At 65.0% G+C, this 19676-nt stretch carries 16 protein-coding genes; 14 read left to right on the top strand and 2 right to left on the bottom strand.

The window, feature by feature from the left end:
- The first annotated feature begins 134 nt into the window (after nt 1-134).
- The 10 genes from TMPK1_RS11160 to TMPK1_RS11115 all read left to right on the top strand — a co-directional run bounded on the left by TMPK1_RS11160 (nt 135) and on the right by TMPK1_RS11115 (nt 12168).
- Nucleotides 135-893, top strand: coding sequence for a nucleotidyltransferase family protein (locus tag TMPK1_RS11160; RefSeq protein WP_420243086.1), 759 nt, complete (start codon nt 135-137; stop codon nt 891-893).
- The gene (locus TMPK1_RS11155) at nt 890-1609 is read left to right on the top strand and encodes a metallophosphoesterase family protein (protein ID WP_420243085.1); all 720 of its coding nucleotides are present in this window, start codon (nt 890-892) and stop codon (nt 1607-1609) included. The genes TMPK1_RS11160 and TMPK1_RS11155 overlap by 4 nt, the downstream gene beginning before the upstream one ends.
- A 53-nt stretch (nt 1610-1662) precedes the next feature.
- Nucleotides 1663-4242 carry an ATP-binding protein gene (locus TMPK1_RS11150; RefSeq protein WP_420243084.1) on the top strand — a complete coding sequence of 860 codons (2580 nt, stop codon included), beginning with the start codon at nt 1663-1665 and terminating at the stop codon, nt 4240-4242.
- 107 nt (nt 4243-4349) lie between these two features.
- The gene (mddA, locus tag TMPK1_RS11145; RefSeq protein WP_420243083.1) at nt 4350-5081 is read left to right on the top strand and encodes a methanethiol S-methyltransferase; all 732 of its coding nucleotides are present in this window, start codon (nt 4350-4352) and stop codon (nt 5079-5081) included.
- The gene (locus tag TMPK1_RS11140) at nt 5078-6514 is read left to right on the top strand and encodes a pyridoxal phosphate-dependent decarboxylase family protein (protein WP_420243082.1); all 1437 of its coding nucleotides are present in this window, start codon (nt 5078-5080) and stop codon (nt 6512-6514) included. Before mddA ends, TMPK1_RS11140 begins: the two co-directional genes overlap by 4 nt.
- A gap of 152 nt (nt 6515-6666) precedes the next feature.
- Nucleotides 6667-8136, top strand: a complete 1470-nt coding sequence (gene zwf, locus TMPK1_RS11135) for a glucose-6-phosphate dehydrogenase (protein WP_420243081.1) — start codon at nt 6667-6669, stop codon at nt 8134-8136.
- A complete protein-coding gene (gene pgl, locus TMPK1_RS11130; protein WP_420243080.1) occupies nt 8136-8798 on the top strand; it encodes a 6-phosphogluconolactonase in 663 nt (220 codons plus the stop codon). The genes zwf and pgl overlap by 1 nt, the downstream gene beginning before the upstream one ends.
- Complete coding sequence (gene edd, locus TMPK1_RS11125; protein WP_478212884.1) at nt 8795-10651, top strand: phosphogluconate dehydratase; 1857 nt, start codon at nt 8795-8797, stop codon at nt 10649-10651. Before pgl ends, edd begins: the two co-directional genes overlap by 4 nt.
- A complete protein-coding gene (locus TMPK1_RS11120; RefSeq protein ID WP_420243079.1) occupies nt 10644-11261 on the top strand; it encodes a bifunctional 4-hydroxy-2-oxoglutarate aldolase/2-dehydro-3-deoxy-phosphogluconate aldolase in 618 nt (205 codons plus the stop codon). Before edd ends, TMPK1_RS11120 begins: the two co-directional genes overlap by 8 nt.
- A gap of 58 nt (nt 11262-11319) precedes the next feature.
- Complete coding sequence (locus tag TMPK1_RS11115; RefSeq protein ID WP_420243078.1) at nt 11320-12168, top strand: SIS domain-containing protein; 849 nt, start codon at nt 11320-11322, stop codon at nt 12166-12168.
- Nucleotides 12169-12262: 94 nt separating this feature from the next.
- Here TMPK1_RS11115 and TMPK1_RS11110 read toward each other — a convergent pair whose 3' ends face one another.
- A complete protein-coding gene (locus TMPK1_RS11110; protein ID WP_420243077.1) occupies nt 12263-14632 on the bottom strand; it encodes an FtsX-like permease family protein in 2370 nt (789 codons plus the stop codon).
- Between the two features lie 172 nt (nt 14633-14804).
- Here TMPK1_RS11110 and trpB point away from each other — a divergent pair, with 172 nt between their 5' ends.
- From trpB to TMPK1_RS11090, 4 genes are read left to right on the top strand one after another with little or no spacing between them, the layout of a single operon-like run.
- Nucleotides 14805-16022, top strand: coding sequence for a tryptophan synthase subunit beta (trpB, locus tag TMPK1_RS11105; protein ID WP_420243076.1), 1218 nt, complete (start codon nt 14805-14807; stop codon nt 16020-16022).
- Complete coding sequence (gene trpA / locus TMPK1_RS11100) at nt 16019-16831, top strand: tryptophan synthase subunit alpha (protein WP_420243075.1); 813 nt, start codon at nt 16019-16021, stop codon at nt 16829-16831. The genes trpB and trpA overlap by 4 nt, the downstream gene beginning before the upstream one ends.
- A 39-nt stretch (nt 16832-16870) precedes the next feature.
- Nucleotides 16871-17770 (top strand): acetyl-CoA carboxylase, carboxyltransferase subunit beta, encoded by a 900-nt coding sequence (accD, locus tag TMPK1_RS11095; protein ID WP_420245648.1) that lies wholly within the window; start codon nt 16871-16873, stop codon nt 17768-17770.
- Nucleotides 17767-19065 (top strand): bifunctional folylpolyglutamate synthase/dihydrofolate synthase, encoded by a 1299-nt coding sequence (locus tag TMPK1_RS11090; protein WP_420243074.1) that lies wholly within the window; start codon nt 17767-17769, stop codon nt 19063-19065. Before accD ends, TMPK1_RS11090 begins: the two co-directional genes overlap by 4 nt.
- On the opposite strand, the gene TMPK1_RS11085 is transcribed toward TMPK1_RS11090, so the two are convergent.
- Nucleotides 19029-19676, bottom strand: a complete 648-nt coding sequence (locus tag TMPK1_RS11085; protein ID WP_420243073.1) for a YoaK family protein — start codon at nt 19674-19676, stop codon at nt 19029-19031. The genes TMPK1_RS11090 and TMPK1_RS11085 overlap by 37 nt on opposite strands.

The following is a 19676-nucleotide window of genomic DNA, read 5'->3' as shown; positions in this document are numbered from 1 at the left end:
CGTGCCTGACGATGTTTCACCGTGGCGTCGCTTTTTCACCAATCGCAAGCAGTTCGCCAGGCGCCTGACATTTTCCCTGCGCTGTCTGGGGAACGAGCCGGCCAGATCTCCAGTTCATCTCAAACGGAGAGTCCATGGTCGTTCTCGCGCTATCCAACGAACCCACGCCGCCGTCGCCCGAAGCCGAACATTTCTACGGCGAAAGCCTGCGGATTTTGAACGACAGCAAGACGCCCTTCTTGCTGGCGGGCACCTACGCGCTGTGCGCCTACACCGGCATCACCCGCCCGACCAAAGATCTCGACATCTTCTGCAAGGCCGGTGACTACCCGCGCATCCTCGAGACGTTTCGCGATCTCGGCTACGACATCGAGATCGAAGACGAGCGCTGGATCGCGAAAGTCTTCAAAGGCGAAGATTTCTTCGACGTGATCTTTTCGTCGGCGGTTGCGATCGTGCCGATCACCGAACATTGGTTCGACGAAAGCCGTCCCGGCACCGTCTATGGCGTGCCGGTGCGCATGGTGTCGCCGACCGAGCTCATCTGGTCGAAAGTCTTTCTCAAAGACCGCTATCGCTATGACGGCAACGACATCGCGCATGTGATCCTGACCCAGCATGCGCAGATCGATTGGAAGCGGCTGCTGACCTACATGGAGCCCTATTGGGAAGTGCTGCTGATGCACGTTCTCAATTTCCGTTTCATCTATCCGACCGAGCGTGAATGTATTCCGCGCTGGCTGCTGGATGAATTGCTTGACCGTGCGCGGCGTCACGCTGACTTGCCGGCGCCGCAAACAAAAGTCTGCCGCGGCCGCCTGTTCAGCCCGCGCGACTATGCAATCGACGTCGAGCAATGGGGCTTCGCGGACGTGGTAGGTGGACCACGATGAGTGACGGCAAGTTGCGCATCGCGGGTCTTGGCGATCTGCACGTCACCGAAACGAACGAGCATCCGTATCGCGAATGCTTCGCCGAGATCGCGCGCGACGCCGATGTGCTGGCATTGTGCGGCGACCTGACCAATCTCGGCACGATCAAAGAAGCCGAGTTGTTGGCCGAAGAATTGCGCGCGGTGCCGATCCCGATGGTCGGCGTGCTCGGCAATCACGACATTGAAAGCGGCCACGGCGAACAAGTGACCAAGATCCTCTGCCAGGCCGGCCTGAAGCTGCTCGAAAGCGAACCGCACACGATCGAAGGCATCGGCTTTGCCGGCGTCAAAGGATTTGCGGGCGGATTCGATCGCGGCATGCTGGGCGCGTTTGGCGAGACGATGATCAAAAGTTTTGTCGGCGAAGCCATTGCCGAAGCGACCAAGCTGGAAGTGCAGTTGAAAGCGTTGCATGTCGACAAGGTGGTGGTGCTGCTGCACTACGCGCCGATCGCCGCGACCTGCGAGGGCGAGCCCAAAGAGATTTATCCCTTCCTCGGCTCGTCGCGCTTTGCCGAGACGGTGAACCGGTTCGACAACGTCAAAGCGGTCTTCCACGGCCACGCCCACGGCGGCTCCTACGAGGGAAAAACCAAAGCGGGCATCCCGGTCTACAACGTCGCGCGCCACGTGAAGAAGCCGACCGGAAAACCCTATGCGGTGCTGGAGATTTAGGCCGCCACCTCGAAAGTCTGGAGCTTTCGCGCGCTTGCGGGTAATCGCTATGGATGGATCTACTCGAGCGCGATGATGAGCTGCGGCGCCTGCACGGCGCCTTTGCGCGCGCGTCTGCCGGCAGCGGACGCATCGTGGCGATCACCGGCGAAGCAGGCGCCGGCAAGACGGCGCTGGTCGAACGCTTCACCGGGTCGGCCAACGTCAATGTCTATTGGGGTGCATGCGAACATCTCTCGACGCCCGAACCGCTCTTGCCGCTGCATGACGTAGCGCGCGCGGCCGGTGGGCGTTTCGTGTTCGATCCCGCCGCCGATCACCTTCAGTCGTTTGACGCATTGCTGCGCCTGCTGACGTCCGAGATGTCGATCCTCGTCTTCGAGGACATCCATTGGGCCGACACCGCGACGTTGGACCTGATCCGCTTTCTCGGCCGCCGTATCGTCCGCAGCAACGCGCTGGTGGTGCTGACCTATCGCGACGACGACGCAAAGGCGCGTGGCGTGGTGCGCGACATGCTGGGCGACGTGACGGCGGGCACGGTCGAACGAATTTCCTTGGCGCCGTTGTCCGTTGCAGCGGTGACGCAGCTTGCATCGCGCAAGGGCCGGCCCGGCGACCAGCTGCATGCACTGACCGGCGGCAATCCTTTCTTCGTGACCGAGTTGCTGGCGGTCGACGACTTTGCGCCCACCGACGCGGTGCGCGACGCGACCTTGGCGCGCGCCGCGCGCTTGCCGCAGGCGGCACGCGACGTGTTGGCCGCGGTGTCGATCTTTCCACGTCACGCCGATTCGACCTTGGTCGCCGCGCTGGCGGGCGAGGGTGCAGCGGCGGGAATCGATTTCTGCGTCGATGGCGGCATGTTGGTTGCCGATGTCGGCACGCTGCGCTTCCGCCACGAAATCGCACGGCAGGCGCTGGAAGATTCCCTGCCCGCCGCGCAGCGTTGCCGGCTGCACGAACGTCTGGTCGATCTCTTGCGCGCTCGGCCGCACGTGCGGCCGAGCGAAGTCGCGCATCACGCTGCACGCGCCGGCGATATCGCCAGTCTGCTGGTCTTTGCGCAACGCGCGGGTGACGACGCGGCGCGCGCCGGTGCCCCACGCGAAGCGGCGGCACATTACGCATCGATGCTCGCGCATCGCTCGATCCTCGACGACGGCACCGCGATGCATCTGCTCGAACGCTATGCCGAGCAATGTTATTTGAGCGGCGCATCGGACGTGGCGCTGACCGCGATGCTCGAAGCGAAAGAGTTGCGGCATGCGCAAGGCGACGTCGTCGGCGTCGGTCGCGATCTGGTGCGCCTTACGCGGTTTGCCTGGACATGCGGTCGGCGCAAAGAAGCCGAGAAATTCGTCGAGCAAGCGATCGAGGTGCTGCGCGATCGGCCGCCTGGTGCCGAACTCGCCTGGGCGTACTCGCACCGCTCGCAACTCGACATGCTGGCGTTCGATTTTGACAGCGCGATCGAGTGGGGCGAGCGCGCGCTGCAGCTCGCCGAGTCACTGGGCGAGCGCGAGATTGTGATCCATGCGATGACCAATGTCGGCACTGCGCGGAGCAAGCACAATGTCGGCGACGAGACGTTGCGCCGTGCCTTGGAGCTGGCGCGCGAGAGCGGGCATCACGATCACGTCGAACGCAGCGCCTGCAATCTTGCCTGCGCGTCTTATTGGCGCCGCGACGACGAAGCGGCACGCGCCTATGTCGCGTTAGGCGTCGACTATGCGGTCGATCGCGAGATCACGCATTGGGAGACGTATCTGCGCGGTTGGGGCGCGATGATCGATATCGACCAGGGCGAAGATTGGGATGGCGTTGGCGCCGAATTGGAACGGCTGTGCGCGACCACCGGCGTTGTCGATCTGTTTCGCTTCCCAGCTTTGTTCGCGCTGGCGCGGCTGCGCGTGCGCCGCGGCGATCCCGACGTCGCAGCACCGCTCGAAGCAGCGCGTCCGGTGGCGGCGAATCTGGGCGAGCTGCAGCGGCAGATCTATGTCGCTGCATGCGACGCCGAACGTGCCTGGCTGACCGACGAAGGCCATGACGAAGCAATTGACGCGCTGCAGTCGCTATTGACCCGCGCGCGGGCCAAGAACGTGCGCTGGATCGCAGAAGATGCGATCTACTGGCTGCATCTGCTTGGTGCGCCGGTGACGATCAACGATTTGGCGCAACCCTATGCCGATCATTGCGCCGGCAAATGGCTTGAAGCGGCGGCGGCGTGGCGCGCGCGCAAGCGTCCCTACGAAGAGGCAATCGCTCTGTCGTTCGGCGATGAAGAAGCCCAGCGCACCGCGCTCTCGATCTTTGACCGGCTGGGTGCGGCGCCGGCGGCGGCGCGGTTGCGGCGGCAGATGCGCAGCGGCGGCGTGCGCACAATTCCGCGCGGTCCGATCGCGGGCACGCGCGCCAATCCGGGCGGGCTGACGCGCCGGCAGGTGCAGGTTCTGGCGTTGTTGGCCGACGAGCTGACCAACGCCGAGATTGCCGACCGGCTTTGCATTTCGGCGAAAACCGCCGAACATCACGTCGCGGCGATTATGGCCCGGCTCGACGCGCGCACGCGGCACGAGGCTGCGGCGACGGCCCGGGAGCGCGGATTTCTCAGCGTCTCCGAAAAATAGACATCCAAAAGATAGGGACCGGCGTTACCTAAAATAGGTGGCGGCGCCCGATGTGCCCTCGCGCGTACTGCAGCACCTTGCTCCCCTTGAACTGCAGGAGACGTTTCGTGGCGCGGGTAGCAATCTTTCTCTACGGCATCGCTTGTTATGCGGTGTCGCTGGTCGTCTTTATTTATGGCGCCGGTTTTTTCGTTGGTTTCGGCACGCCGACCATGCTTGACGGCACGCCGACGCGCCCGTTCACAGAAGCGCTCGCGATCAATGTCGGCCTGCTGGCCGCTTTCGCCATTCAACATAGCGGCATGGCGCGCCCAGGGTTCAAACGCTGGTGGACGCGCTTCGTGCCGGAATCGGCCGAACGCAGCACCTATCTGCTGTTCAGCAACATCGCGATGGTCGCGATCTACTACTACTGGGCGCCGATGGGCGGCGTGATCTGGAAAGTGCCGGAGGGCAACGCGTATATCGCGGTGCTCGCGCTTTATGGGTTTGGCTGGGCGTTGCTGTTGCTCGCGACGTTCCTGATCAATCATTTCGATCTGTTCGGCTTGGAACAGGTGTGGCGCAAACTGACCGGCCGCACCGATCGCGTGCAGAAATTCCACACGCCGTTGCTCTACAAGCTGGTGCGTCATCCGATCTATGTCGGCTGGCTGATCATCTTCTGGGCCGCGCCGGTGATGACGGGCGCGCATCTCGTTTTTGCGCTGGGTCTCACGATCTACATTCTGATCGCGATCCGGCTTGAAGAACGCGATCTGATCGACGCCTTTGGTAAGCAATACACCGACTATATCGACCGTACGCCGATGCTGGTTCCGGGATTGCGCCGTCGATGAGCGTCGTCCGTCGTGTCGCCGGCGACGAAACGTCGGTCGAACGGGAAGCGTTGAAGCGTGCGGTCATCCACGCTTTCGCGCATTTGCACGGGCTCGATTCGTCGGGCATCGGCGCAACCAAGTCGGTCGACGATCTCCGTCGCGCGCTGGGACGCAAGCTGGATCAGGACGGCGTCGACCCGGCGCAAGTGATCGACGAGCTCGTCGCCGACGTGCGCGGCGGGCTCAACCACTCGCAAAGCGGTCGCTTCTTCGGTTGGGTGATCGGCGGCGGGTTGCCTGCTGCGATCGGTGCCGATTGGTTGACCACGGTCTGGGATCAGAATGCGGGCCTCTATGCGACCTCGCCTGCAGCCGCGGTGGTCGAAGAAGTGGCAGGCGCGTGGTTGCGCGACTTGTTCGATCTGCCGGCGGAAACCAGCTTCGCCTTCACCACCGGCACGCAGATGGCGCACGTCACCTGTCTTGCCGCTGCACGCCACGCGGTGCTGGCCAAACGCGGTTGGAATGTCGAGCTGGCCGGGCTGTGCGGCGCGCCGCCGATCCGCATTCTCGCCAATGCCGACCGGCATAATTCCGTCGATCGCGCGGTGCGCATGCTGGGGCTTGGCACCAGCTCGATCGAAGAGCTGCCGGTTGAATCCAACGGACGGGTTGCGTCCGACACGCTTGCCTCGGCGCTGTCGCGCAGCGACGTCGCAACCATCGTCGTGTTGCAGGCGGGCGAACTGAACCGCGCCGTGTTCGACACGTTCCATGCGCTGGCGCCGATCGCACGCGCGGCGGGGGCATGGGTGCATGTCGACGGTGCGTTCGGCCTGTGGGCCAAAGCCTGCCCGCAGACGCGCAGCCTGGTCGAAGGGATCGAGCTGTGTGACTCATGGACCACCGACGCGCACAAATATCTGAACGTGCCGTATGATTGCGGCATCGCCTTCGTGCGCGACGCAGCATCCCATCGCAACGCGATGACTGTGTCGGCGTCGTACCTGCCGGCGGACGGTTCGGCGCGCGATCAGATCGATTGGAATCCCGAATTCTCGCGGCGCGCGCGCGGCTTTGCCGTCTACGCAGCGTTGCGCCAGTTGGGTCGTCAGGGTTTGAGCGATCTGGTGGCGCGTACGCGGCACCATGCGCGTGCGCTGGTCGAAGGGATCGGCGCGCTCGACGGCGCCGAAGTCGTCGCGACCTCGTCGCTCAATCAGGGGCTGGTGCGATTCCTGTCGCCGATGGATGGCGCCGCGGATTTCGACCACGACCGCCGCACCGACGATGTGATCGCGACGATCAACCGCGATGGCGAAGCCTTCTTCGGCGGCGTCACCTGGCGCGGGCGCCGCGCCATGCGGATCAGCGTTTCGAACTGGCGCACAACCGACGAAGACGTGGCCCGCGCGATCGAGGCGGTACGGGACGCGCTGCGGAAAGTGTAGAAAAGCTCCGCGGTCCGCCTCTCGGACCGCGGTATTCGGTCTAAAACTGTAGAAAAGCTACTTTCCAGCCCGCCAGCCCGGGCGTAGGGTGCAGTCGGTCGCGCGCCGGTTTGTGGGGTGCGGCCCAACGACAACTCCCCAGGGCAGGTCCGATGGCAACGGTCGTTCCCGTTTCCAGCTTCGATTTCGTGGTCTTCGGCGGCACCGGCGATCTCGCCGTGCGCAAGCTGCTGCCGGCGCTCTACCTGCGCGACCGCGACAAACAGCTGACCGCGGACTCGCGGATTCTTCTGGTCTCGCGCAGCAAGGAATCGGTGGCCGAGATCGCCGAGCGCGCCCGCGCGCATATTCCCGACGATCTGTTCGACGACGGCGCGTGGAAAAGCTTTCTCGACCGCACGCAGCATTTCGCGCTCGACGCAGCGCACGATGCGGGCTGGGCCGAGTTTGAAAACGCGTTGAAGCCGCGCAGCGACGTGGTGCGCGTCTTTTATCTGGCGACCGCACCCGATCTGTTCGGCCCGATCAGCGCGCGGCTCAAGACGCACGAGCTGATCACGCCCAATTCGCGCATCGTGTTGGAAAAGCCGATCGGACGCGATCTGGCGTCGGCGCGCGCGATCAATGAAGCGGTCGGCGCGGTCTTTGCCGAACATCAGATTTTCCGCATCGACCATTATCTCGGCAAAGAGACGGTGCAGAATCTGTTGGCGCTGCGCTTCGCCAACTCGCTGTTCGAATCCTTGTGGAATCGCGGTTCGGTCGATCACGTGCAGATCACCGTCGCGGAATCGATCGGCGTCGGCACGCGCGCCGGCTATTACGACAAGTCTGGCGCGCTGCGCGACATGGTGCAGAACCATCTGTTGCAGCTTCTGTGTCTGGTTGCGATGGAGCCGCCGACCCAGATGCACCAGGACACGGTACGCGACGAAAAACTGAAAGTGCTGCGCGCGCTGAAACCGATTACGCCGGATCAGCTCGGCGCCTGCACGGTGCGCGGCCAGTATCGTGCCGGCGCGATCGATGGCGCGGGCGTGCCCGGCTATATCGAAGATCTGGGCGGTGCCGTCAGCCGCACCGAAACCTTCGTCGCGATCCGCGCCGAAGTGGAGACGTGGCGTTGGGGCGGCGTGCCGTTCTATCTGCGCACCGGCAAGCGCCTGGCCGAACGCACTTCGGAAATTGTGATCCAGTTCCGTCCGGTGCCGCACAATATCTTTGCCGCCGATGCAGGGCCGATTCAGCCCAACCGTCTGATCATTCGTCTGCAGCCGAACGAAGGCATCGAACTGCAATTGATGAGCAAAGATCCCGGCCCCGGCGGCATGCGGATCAAGCCGACCAATTTGAATCTGTCGTTCGCCGAAGCGTTCAAGATTCGCTACGCCGATGCGTACGAACGTCTGTTGATGGACGTGGTGCGCGGCAATAGCACTTTGTTCATGCGCCGCGACGAAGTCGAAGCAGCCTGGACCTGGATCGAGCCGATCCTGGAAGGCTGGACGCGCGACGACGCGCCGCCGAAACCGTACCAGGCAGGCACCTGGGGCCCGGCCGCGTCGATCGCACTGATCGAACGCGACGGCCGCACCTGGGACGATGACGGGCACGACGACTGATGATTCTGGAGCGCGACTTCGCCGATGCACATGCAGCGGCCGACTGGTTGGCGGTGTCGGTTGCGACGCGGCTGGAGAAAGCGCTGCGCGCACGCGATCGCGCCGGTCTGGTGGTTTCGGGCGGGCGCACACCCGCCTTGTTTTTCGACCGGTTGGCGCAACAGGCGATCGAGTGGAAGTTGGTGACGGTGACGTTGGCCGACGAGCGCTGCGTGCCCGCCGATCATGCCGACAGCAACCAGCGTTTCGTGCGCGAACGTTTGCTGGTCGGTCCCGCGGCGGTCGCGATGTTCGTTCCGCTGAGCGACAAAATCGCCGCGCTTCCGCATCCCTGGGACGTGACCGTGCTTGGCATGGGCGAGGATGGACACACTGCGTCGCTGTTTCCCGATGGCGACACGTTGGCTCAGGCTTTGTCGCCGGCAACCACGGTGCCCGTGGTTGCGTTGACTGCACCGGGCGCCAAGCAACGGCGCCTGACCATGACGTTGCCCGAATTGACCAACACGCACGCTTTGTTCGTGCAGATCAGCGGCGCCGCCAAAAAGCGCGTGCTGGAAGATGCACGGCGTGCCGACACGCCACCGCCGATCGGTCTGGTGCTGCGCGCAGCGCCCGCCGATAGCTGCGTGGTGTGGTCGCCGGATGGAGGACAGACATGAGCGTGCATTCCACCGTCGCCCGCGTGACCGAGCGCCTGCAAACGCGTAGCGAAAAGACCCGTAGCGCCTATGAAGCGCGCATGCAGCACGCGGCCGCCAACGTGCCGGCGCGGTTTTCGCTGTCGTGCGGCAACCTCGCGCACGGTTTTGCCGCCAGCGGCGTCGACGACAAGCTGGCGCTGAAACGTACGCGCCGGCCCAACATCGCGATCGTGTCGGCCTATAACGACATGCTGTCGGCGCATCAGCCCTACGAGCGCTTTCCTGCCATCATCAAAGAAGCGGTGCGCACGGTCGGCGCGGTGGCGCAGTTCGCGGGCGGCGTGCCCGCAATGTGCGACGGCGTCACGCAAGGCCGCACCGGCATGGAATTGTCGCTGTTCAGCCGCGACACGATTGCGATGGCGACGGGCATCGCGCTCAGCCACGCAATGTTCGACGGCGCCTTGATGCTCGGCATCTGCGACAAGATCGTGCCCGGTCTGATGATCGGCAGCGCCGTGTTCGGCCATTTGCCGATCATCTTCGTGCCCGGTGGGCCGATGACGACCGGCCTGTCGAACAGCGAGAAAGCGCGCGTGCGGCAGCTGTTCGCCGAAGGAAAAGTCGGCCGCGACGAACTGCTCGAAGCCGAGTCCGCGTCGTATCATGGACCGGGCACCTGCACCTTTTACGGCACCGCCAACTCCAACCAGATGCTGATGGAGATTATGGGGCTGCACCTGCCGGGTGCGAGCTTCGTGCCGCCGAACACGAAACTGCGCGACCGGCTGACGCGTGCCGCTTCGCAACGCGTCGTCGCGATCGACAACCAGGGCAGCGAGCCGACGCCGTTCTGGCGTGTGTTCGATGCACGTGCGCTGGTCAATGGCGTCGTCGGTTTGCTGGCGACGGGCGGCTCGACCAACCACACGCTGCATCTGATTGCGATGGGCGCGGCGGCGGGGTTGCGCCTGACCTGGGATGATTTCGACGAACTGTCGTCGTGCGTGCCGTTGCTGACGCGCATCTATCCCAACGGCCAGGCCGACGTGAATCACTTCCACGCCGCCGGCGGCATGTCGCTGCTGATCTCGGACCTGCTCGACGCCAAGTTGTTGCACGAAGACGTGACGACGGTGGTGGGGCAGGGGCTCGATCACTATCGCCAGGAACCGTTCCTGACCGACGCGGGCGAAGTTGCCTGGCGCGACGGGCCGCGCGCGACGCGCGACATGGCGGTACTGGCGCCGCTCGACAAACCCTTCGCACCCGATGGCGGGCTGCGCGTGCTGCATGGCGGGCTGGGTCGTGCGGTGATCAAAATCTCGGCGGTGAAAGAAGAACACCGCATCGTCGAAGCGCCCGCGATCGTGTTCGACGATCAGGATCAGCTGCTGGCCGCGTTCAAGGACGGCAAGCTGGATCGCGACTTCGTCGCCGTCGTGCGCTTCCAGGGCCCGAAGGCCAACGGCATGCCCGAACTGCACAAGCTGACGCCGAGTTTGGGCGTGCTGCAGGACAAGGGATTCAAAGTCGCCCTGGTGACCGACGGACGCATGTCGGGTGCGTCGGGCAAAGTGCCGGCTGCGATTCACGTCACGCCCGAAAGCGCCGAAGGCGGACCGCTGGCACGCGTGCGCGACGGCGACGTGATCCGGCTCGATGCGCGTGCGGGCGTGTTGGAGATCAAACTCGACGCGGCGGAATTCGCGGCAAGGCCGGCGGCGCAGTTCGATCCGCGCACCAGCGCCTACGGCACCGGCCGTGAGCTGTTCGAAATCTTCCGCCGCACCACCGGCGGCGCCGAACGCGGCGCGTCAGTGTTCGACGCGGCCTTTGACGAACCCAAAAGCGAGCTGATCGATGCGTGAGATCCTGACTCTTGCGCCGGTGATTCCGGTGCTGGCTTTCGACAATCCGGACCATGCCGTGCCGATGGCGCGCGCGATGGTGCGCGGCGGGTTGCGCGTGCTGGAAGTGACCTTGCGTACGCCGACCGCGCTGGACTCGATCAAGCGCATCGCAGCCGAAGTGCCCGATGCGATCGTCGGCGCCGGCACGGTGCTCGACGGCAAGCAGCTGCAACAAGCGATCGACGCGGGGTCGAAATTCCTGGTCAGTCCCGGCGTCACCGACGAGCTGCTCGACGCGGCGGCGAAGACCAAGGTGCCGTTGCTGCCCGGTATCGCCACCGCCAGCGAAGCGATGAAGCTGGCGTCGCGCGGCATCACCACGATGAAATTCTTCCCGGCCGAACAGATCGGCGGCGCCAAGCTGTTGCAGGCGCTGGGTGCGCCGTTGCCGCATCTGCGCTTCTGCCCCACCGGCGGCATCAATCTGCAGAACGCACCGACCTATCTCGCGCTGCCCAACGTGCTGTGCGTCGGCGGATCGTGGGTCGCACCCGCCGATGCGTTCGCAGCGCAAGATTGGGCGCGGATGGAAAAACTCGCCTCCGAAGCCGCGTCTCTCAAAAAATGAAAGACCTGCGCGCCTCGCTCCGTTCGCGTCCCGCCGCGCAGGCGGCGAAATCTTGAACATGAAAGACTTGCTCGCATCTTTGCGATTGCAAGTCGACGCGCTGAGCAAGCGCGAGGCGGCGGTTGCTGCGTTGGTGCTGACCGATCCGCAGCGTGTGCTGCGACTGCCGCTCGACAAGCTGGCGGTCGAAGCAGGGGTCAGCCAGCCGACCGTGATCCGCTTCTGCCGTTCGCTCGGCTGCGATGGGTTGCGCGATTTCAAATTGCAGCTTGCGGCCAATCTCGCGGGCGGCGTGCCCTACGTGCATGCGGATGTCGAGCCGGGCGACCAAGCCGTGTCGTACGGGCCGAAAGTGATCGGCGCTGCGATCGCGGCGTTACATGCGGCGCGCGACACGTTCGACGCCGACATCGTCGAACGTGCGGTCGCGTTGCTGGCCTCGTCGCGGCAATTGCTGTTGTTCGGCATGGGCGGTTCGGGCCCGGTGGCGCTCGACGCGCAACACAAATTCGTGCGGCTCGACTGTCCCGCAACCTCAACCTCAGATCCGTTGATGGCGCGGATGATGGTGTCGGTGATGGCCGACACCGATTTGCTGCTTCTGGTCAGCAACACCGGCCGCACGATTGCGACATTGGAACTGGCCGAGCTGGCGCGGGCCAACGGCGTGCGGATCCTCGCACTGACCGCGCCGCATTCGCCGCTCGCCGCGGCAGCGACGATCGCGCTCGAAATCGAACCGGCCGAAGACGTGGATCTCTACACGCCGATGGCGTCGCGCATTGCGCATCTGGCGATGATCGACGTGCTGGCGACCGGCCTCGCGCTGCGCCGTGACACGGACGGTCCGGCGCGCTTGATGCGCGTGAAAGAAGCTGTGCGCAGCACGCGCTTATCCGGCCAATAGACGTTGCAGTCGCGCGACGAAGGCGTCGCCAGCGCGTTTCAACCGCGATGCTATTGCCCCGCGATCACATCATACTTTGTAGCGACGTTTCAGGCTATTCGTAACGCAGCGCAGTCGCCGGCTGCAGCCTGCTGCGCGCGGTTGCGTAGAGCAGCACGACGAGTCCAGTGAGTAAAACGGTGCCGAGCCCTGCAAACAGGAACGGGCCGACGCCGATATCGATACGCAGCGCGAAGCCGGACAGGAATCGCCACGTCGCCCACAACGCCACCGGCCAGGCGAGCAGATTGGCCGCGATCACCGGTGCCAGACTTTGCCGCGTCAACAGCAGCGCGATGTCGAATGTCGTTGCACCCAACGCTTTGCGCACGCCGATCTCTTTGGTGCGCCGTTCGGCGTTGAAGGCGGCGAGGCCAAGCAGCCCAAGCAGGCCGATGCCGATCGCAAGAACGCAGAAGAATCGCATGACACCGGTCTGGACCTGCAGCGTGTGCCATTGTCGCGCCACGCGTTCGTCCATGAACTCGCGGCGGATCGGCTGTAACGGTACCAACTCGTTCCAGATGCGGTCGATCTCAGCCAGGCCCGCCGGCAGCGCAGCGCCCGGTACGCGCACAAGGGCCATGTTGAACTCGTCCGGTTCGTAGAAGAACACGGTCGGTCCGGTCGCTTCGCGCGCCGATTGCAACGGCAAGTCGGCGACGACGCCGACCACCTGCATCTCCCGGCCGAAGGTGCGCCCGACGATTGCGGCGGGATCGGAATAGCCGAAGGCTCGTGCCGCACTTACGTTGACGACGATGTGATGCGCCTCGGGACGGTCGCGCGCGGGATCGAACGCGCGGCCCGCCAGGATCGGCTGGCCCAGCACCGCGAAAAAGGCGCCGTCCGCTTGCATCTGCTGATAGATCACACGCTGGCCGGGCACGATCTCATCACTGCTGACCGTCGAGTGTTTGCTGTCACCCTGCACCAGCGACGTTCCTGCGGCGCCGCGCAATGTGGGCGACGCGGCAAGCCGCGCGAGCAATGTTTCGCGCACCGAAGCTTGCAGCCCTTCAAGGCGTGACAACACCACCAGCGGATCGCCCGCCACCTGCGTCAGGTTCAGCGTTCGCGCAAAGCTCGCCTGCTGCTGCATAAACAGCGTGGTGATGACCAGCGCGACGGCAATCGCGAATTGCAGCACGACCAGCGTCTGGCGCACCGCGTGGCCGTTGCCAAGCCCGCTGTTGCGCAGCGCCGCGACCGGCCGCAGCGACGCGAGTGCCAACGCCGGATAGGCACCTGCGAGCAGCCCGACCAGCACCGCGATCGTTGCCGTGACCAGCGCGATCCAGCCACCGTCCTGATATGGCGTGCCGAGATCGAACTGAAGCTGGGCGTTGACCATCGGCAGCGTCGACTCGACCAGCGCGATAGCAAGCAGCGCCGCGCCCAACGCCAACAGCAGCGGCTCGACCAGAAACAGCAGCACCAGCGATGCGCGCGACGCGCCGAGACTCTTGCGGATGCCGGCTTCGCGAATGCGATGCGTGGCGCGCGCCAACGACAGGCTGATAAAATTGACCGAAGCCAGCGCCAGCACCAGCAAGCCGATGCCCACGATCGTGCTCAGCAACGCGCGGTCGGCGCCGTTGGTCTCGCCGATGGCGCCGAGCTGTGCCTCGCGCAGACGATGCGCGGTGAAGCTTCGCCGCGTGCCTGACGCCGCATCTGCGGGGCCGAATTCCTGGCGCGCCACCGCGTCGAGCGCCGCCGCCAGCCGCGCGTCGCGATCGGGCGCCGCGAGGCGCGCCAGCACCATGACCGAGAAACTGTCCCACCGGTTTTCGCGCTCGGCGTCGGGCAGCGGACTGGCTGGGTTGGCGGCGTGTGCGAAAGCGGCGGCGCGAAAGTTGGAATTGCGCGGCGGGTCGGCGGTGACGCCAGTGACCGCAAGCGTGGTGCGCGCATCGATCTCGACCGTGCGCCCGACCACGTCGATACGGCCGAACAGGCGTTGTGCGGCCGCCGCGCTCAGCACCAGCCCGTCGGGCGCGGCCAGCGCGGTCGCGGGATCGCCGGCCAGAAACGGCAGCGTGACGACGCGGAAGAAACCGGGATCGACAAAGGCGACATGTTCGTTGCTGCGCCGCTCGCCGACCGACAATACGCGGCTCGCGTTGCGCAGCCGCGTCACCAGCGCGTCGTCACCGGTGCGCGCGGCGACGCGCGGGCCGAGATTGGCCGGCGTCGCGAAGCTGGCCGCGCCCGGCGAGTCGGGGCGCGCGTACCGGGCGACAATCACGCGCACCTCGCCAGGGTCGGCAAGGAACCGGTCCCAGGTCAGCTCGTAGCGAACCCACAATGCGATCAGCGTGACGGCGGCGAGCGCGGCAGCGAGGCCGGCGAGATTGATCGCGGCGTACAGCCGGTCGCGCCACAACACGCGCAGGCTGGTGATCAACAGGTTCTCCCACATCGAGCAGTGTCCTCGTCCGGTTCGATCTTCGACGGGACAATGGCGCTCGTGGTCTGTCAACGATCGCGAAAATCGCGGAATTGCGCGATGACAGTGAAGTACGCACCTGCATCCCAGCCGCGACCCTGCGCCGGTTTGACACGCGGGCGGCCGGGGCTAAGTTCCGCCGGCCATGGCAGCCCCCACCCTGAATACCTTCCGCGCCGGACCTGACGAGCGTGGGCATTTCGGCCCGTACGGGGGCCGCTACGTCGCCGAGACGTTGATGCCGCTGATCCTCGAGGTCGAGAAGGCGTACGAGGCGGCCAAGCGTGACCCGTCCTTCCAGGCCGAGTTCGATCATCTTGCGCGGGACTATATCGGCCGCCCGTCGCCGCTCTATCTGGCCGAACGGCTGACCGAGAAATTCGGTGGCGCCAAAGTCTATTTCAAACGCGACGAGCTGAATCACACCGGCGCGCACAAGATCAACAACTGCCTGGGACAAGTGCTGCTCGCGCGGCGCATGGGCAAGAAGCGCGTCATTGCCGAGACCGGTGCTGGGCAGCACGGCGTCGCCACCGCGACCGTCTGCGCGCTCTTCGGGCTGCAATGCACGATCTATATGGGCGAAGTCGACGTCGAACGGCAGAAGCCCAACGTCTTCCGCATGAAGCTGCTCGGCGCCGAAGTCGTGCCGGTGACCAGCGGTTCGCGCACGCTGAAAGACGCAATGAACGAAGCGTTGCGTGCCTGGGTCAGTCAGGTCGACGACACGTTCTACGTTATCGGCACGGTTGCAGGCCCGCATCCCTATCCGGCGATGGTGCGCGACTTCCAATCGGTGATCGGTGTCGAAGCGCGCGAGCAGATGCTGGAACGCGAAGGCCGTTTGCCCGACACGCTGGTCGCCTGCATCGGCGGCGGTTCGAACGCGATGGGCCTGTTCCATCCGTTCCTAGACGACAGCACGGTCGCGATGGTTGCGGTCGAAGCCGGTGGACACGGTGTCGAAACCGGACAGCACGCAGCGTCGCTCGCTGGCGGCAAGCCCGGCGTGCTGCACGGAAACAAGACGTACCTGCTGCAGGACGATGACGGGCAGATCACCGAAGCGCATTCGATTTCGGCTGGTCTCGACTATCCCGGCATCGGTCCCGAGCATGCGTGGCTGCACGATATCGGCCGCGTGCAATATGTGCACGCAACGGACCAGGAAGCGCTGACTGCGTTCCAACTGTGCGCCAAGCTGGAAGGCATCATTCCTGCGTTGGAACCGGCGCATGCGCTGGCGCACGTCACCAAGCTCGCGCCGACGCTGCCGAAAGACCACATTCTGCTGATGAATATGTGCGGCCGCGGCGACAAAGACGTGTTCGCCGTCGCCGAACATCTGGGCGTGAAGCTGTGAGCCGCATCGCGACTCGCTTCGCCGAGCTGCGCGCGGCCAACCGCGCTGGCTTGGTGACGTTCGTCACCGCTGGCGATCCGACGTTGGAGTTGTCGCTCAACATCGTGTGCGGCCTGCCGGCGGCCGGTGCCGACGTGATCGAGATCGGCATGCCGTTCACCGATCCGATGGCCGACGGTCCCGCAATTCAGGCCGCAGGTTTGCGCGCGCTGGCTGCGGGCACGACGATGGTGAAGACCTTGGCGCTGGTGCGTGCGTTCCGCGCCGGCGACAACGCCACGCCGATCGTGCTGATGGGCTATTTGAATCCGGTCCTCGCCTACGGGCCGGACCGGTTTGCTGCAGACGCAGCCGAAGCGGGCGTCGACGGGTTGATCCTGGTCGATCTACCGCCCGAAGAAGAAGACGAACTGGCACCGGCGTTGGCCAAGAACGGGCTGAGCCTGGTGCGGCTTGCGACGCCGACGACCGATGCTGCGCGTTTGCCGACTGTGGTCGGTGGCGCGCAGGGCTTCGTCTATTACGTCGCCGTTGCCGGCGTCACCGGCACGAAAAGCGCTGCGATCGGTTCGATCGAAAGTGCAGTGACGCGGATCAAGGCGGCGACGGATCTTCCGGTCGCGGTCGGGTTCGGTATTCGCGATGCTGCAAGCGCCGCCGCAATTGCGCGCGTGGCGGATGCGGCGGTGGTCGGGTCGGCGATCGTCGACGTGATCGCCAACCAACTTGATGCAGACGACTTGCCCGCGCAGGTCCACGGCTTCGTTGCCGAACTTGCGCGCGGCGTGCGTGGCGCCCGCCAGGGATAGACGCGCATGGCCGACGACGATGAGAAAGAATCGACACCGATGAATTGGATCAACAACTACGTCCGTCCGCGCTTGGCACGGCTCGTCGCGCCGAAGGAAGTGCCGGACAATCTCTGGATCAAATGCCCCAGCTGCGGGCAGATGCTCTACAAGCGCGACCTCGAGGCGAACCTCAACGTCTGCCACCACTGCAACCACCATATGCGGTTGGGCCCGAAGCAGCGTTTGACGACGTTGTTCGACGATGGTCGCTATGCGCTGATCGAATTGCCCAAGCCGGCGGTCGATCCGCTGCGCTTCCGCGACACCAAACGCTATAGCGACCGGATCAAGGACGCGCAGAACAAGACCGGCCAGCAGGACGCGATCCAGGTCGCGCACGGCGATATCGGCGGCATGAAGACCGTCGTGGCTGCCTTCGATTTCAGCTTCATGGGCGGCTCAATGGGCATGGCCGTCGGCGACGGTCTCGTCGCCGCCGCCAAGCTGGCGGTGTTGCAGCAGGCGGCACTGATCGTCGTTCCCGCGTCGGGCGGTGCACGCATGCAGGAAGGCATTCTGTCGTTGATGCAGATGCCGCGCAGCGTGATCGCGGTCGAGCAGGTGAAAGAAGCGGGCTTGCCTTACATCGTGCTGCTGACCGACCCGACCACCGGCGGCGTGTCGGCGTCGTTCGCGATGCTGGGCGACATCCATATCGCCGAGCCGGGTGCGCAGATCGGCTTTGCCGGTGCGCGCGTGATCGAAGAGACCATCCGCGAAACCCTGCCCGAAGGATTCCAGCGCGCCGAATATCTGCGCGATCACGGCATGGTCGACATGGTCGTGCATCGCAAAGACCTGCAAGCGACTCTGGCGCGCGTGATTGGTCTGCTGACGCGACCGGGTCCGGGTGCGTCGGTGGTGAAAATTTCGCGCGCGGCTGCGCCGGCCGAGTGACGGCAGTCGATCAGACGGGCGGGGCGCAAGCGGCGCTCGACCGGCTGGCGCTCGCGCATCCAGCCGAGATCGAACTTGGCTTAGGGCGCGTCCAGGATTTGCTGGCGCGTCTCGGCGATCCACAAAACCAGTTGCCGCCGGTGCTGCATGTCGCCGGCACCAACGGCAAAGGCTCGACGATCGCGTTTCTGCGCGCCTTGCTCGAAGCATCGGGCAAGCGCGTGCATGCCTATACCTCGCCGCATCTGGTGCGTTTCAACGAGCGCATCCGTCTTGCTGGCGAAGAGATCGATGACGCCACGTTGATGGCGTTGATCGACGAAGTCGGCGCCCATGCCAGCGGTGGCCGCGCAACGTTTTTCGAAGTCACGACCGCGATCGCGTTTCTCGCTTTCACGCGCACACCGGCCGACGTGGTGCTGCTGGAAACCGGTTTGGGCGGACGGTTGGACGCGACCAACGTCATCGACGCGCCGGCTGCGTGCGGCATCACCCGCATCTCGATCGATCACCGGCATTTGCTGGGCGACGAGCCCGGCCAGATCGCAGCCGAAAAAGCCGGGATCCTGAAACCGGGCCGTCCTGCTGCCATCGCCGAACAGCCAAGCCGCAGCGCGCTCGACGCGATCACGCGCATTGCCGACGAGCGCAACGTGCCGCTGTCGATCTATGGCCGCGATTGGCGCGTCGAAGAAGCAGGGGACGGGTTCCGCTATGTCAGCGCAACGCGCGACCTGACCATGCCGGCGCCGTCGCTCGCGGGCCGGCATCAATGGATGAATGCGGGCACGGCGCTGACCATGCTCGATCTCGCAGGCTTTCCGTTCGACGCGGCCAAGGGCGTGACGACGGCGCAATGGCCGGCGCGCTTGCAGCGTCTGTCGCGCGGCCCGCTGGTCGAGTCTTTGCCGGCAAGCTGGGAACTGTATCTCGACGGCGGCCACAATGATTCCGGCGGCGAAGTGCTGGCCGCGCATGCAGCGACCTGGAAAGACAAACCGCTGCTGCTGATCACCGCGATGATGTCGACCAAAGACCCGGCCGAATTTCTGCGGCCGTTGGCGCGGCATCTGGCCGGTGCGGTTGCGATTCCGATTCCGGAAGAGCCGCAAACCTACGCGCCCGAAGTGCTGGAAGAAGCAGCATCGCGGTTGGGCGTGGTGCCGACTGCGTCAGCCGACGACGCGCGCGCGGCGCTGGAAAAATTGAAACAGCAGCATGGCGACGCGCCAGCGCGCGTGCTGATTGCCGGGTCGCTTTATCTCGCGGGATTTTTGTTGCGCGACAACGGCTGAACCAGCGCAGCAAGCGCTGCGATCACAGCTGCAAACCAGACTGCGTTCAGCCCCAGCAGCGGATAGACGCAGGCGCCGACCACCGCGCCGGCAACCAGGCCAAGCCACAACAGCAGATACGACGCCCACGCAAACCGGTCGCCGCCGAGCAACGCGCCGGTGATGCGCTGACCGAGCTTCACCAACGTGCCGGTCATATAGGTCAGGCCGATCTGCACTTCGCCGTCGCGTTCGAAGATCGCATTCTCGGCCCCCATCGCCAGCGCCATCATCAAGGTCGCGGTGTGCAGCATCCCCGCCATGCCGAGCGATGCGGCTGCGGCGAGCAACCCAGCAAGCAGCAACAGCACCGCCGATTGGCGTCGCGGACCGGCGACATGCCCGACCAACGAGCCTGCGATCACGCCCAATAGAAAGACGCCGATCAGCGCGGCTGCGATTGTGGCGTCGCTCGAGCTTTCGGCGACGCCGACGGCGAGGCGGGTGGAGTTGCCGCTCATGAACGAGACGAAGAAGCCGCCCGCCGACAAAAAGCCGATCGCGTCGACATAGCCGGCCAAGGCCGAGAGGCAGGCCGCCAGAATCCGGGTGCGTCGGTCGTAGCGGGTCAT

Origin of the sequence: Roseiterribacter gracilis (genome assembly GCA_018332375.1) — a bacterium.
GTDB classification, from domain to species: domain Bacteria; phylum Pseudomonadota; class Alphaproteobacteria; order BOG-932; family Roseiterribacteraceae; genus Roseiterribacter; species Roseiterribacter gracilis.
This window is presented reverse-complemented; position numbering and strand designations above follow the sequence as displayed.

Bases quoted from the DNA above. Each gene is read 5' to 3' on its own strand.
- TMPK1_RS11160 (WP_420243086.1), top strand. From the start codon at position 135: ATGGTCGTTCTCGCGCTATCCAACGAACCCACGCCGCCGTCGCCCGAA.
- TMPK1_RS11155 (WP_420243085.1), top strand. From the start codon at position 890: ATGAGTGACGGCAAGTTGCGCATCGCGGGTCTTGGCGATCTGCACGTC.
- TMPK1_RS11150 (WP_420243084.1), top strand. From the start codon at position 1,663: ATGGATCTACTCGAGCGCGATGATGAGCTGCGGCGCCTGCACGGCGCC.
- TMPK1_RS11140 (WP_420243082.1), top strand. From the start codon at position 5,078: ATGAGCGTCGTCCGTCGTGTCGCCGGCGACGAAACGTCGGTCGAACGG.
- zwf (WP_420243081.1), top strand. From the start codon at position 6,667: ATGGCAACGGTCGTTCCCGTTTCCAGCTTCGATTTCGTGGTCTTCGGC.
- pgl (WP_420243080.1), top strand. From the start codon at position 8,136: ATGATTCTGGAGCGCGACTTCGCCGATGCACATGCAGCGGCCGACTGG.
- edd (WP_478212884.1), top strand. From the start codon at position 8,795: ATGAGCGTGCATTCCACCGTCGCCCGCGTGACCGAGCGCCTGCAAACG.
- TMPK1_RS11120 (WP_420243079.1), top strand. From the start codon at position 10,644: ATGCGTGAGATCCTGACTCTTGCGCCGGTGATTCCGGTGCTGGCTTTC.
- TMPK1_RS11115 (WP_420243078.1), top strand. From the start codon at position 11,320: ATGAAAGACTTGCTCGCATCTTTGCGATTGCAAGTCGACGCGCTGAGC.
- TMPK1_RS11110 (WP_420243077.1), bottom strand. From the start codon at position 14,632: ATGTGGGAGAACCTGTTGATCACCAGCCTGCGCGTGTTGTGGCGCGAC.
- trpB (WP_420243076.1), top strand. From the start codon at position 14,805: ATGGCAGCCCCCACCCTGAATACCTTCCGCGCCGGACCTGACGAGCGT.
- accD (WP_420245648.1), top strand. From the start codon at position 16,871: ATGAATTGGATCAACAACTACGTCCGTCCGCGCTTGGCACGGCTCGTC.
- TMPK1_RS11085 (WP_420243073.1), bottom strand. From the start codon at position 19,676: ATGACCCGCTACGACCGACGCACCCGGATTCTGGCGGCCTGCCTCTCG.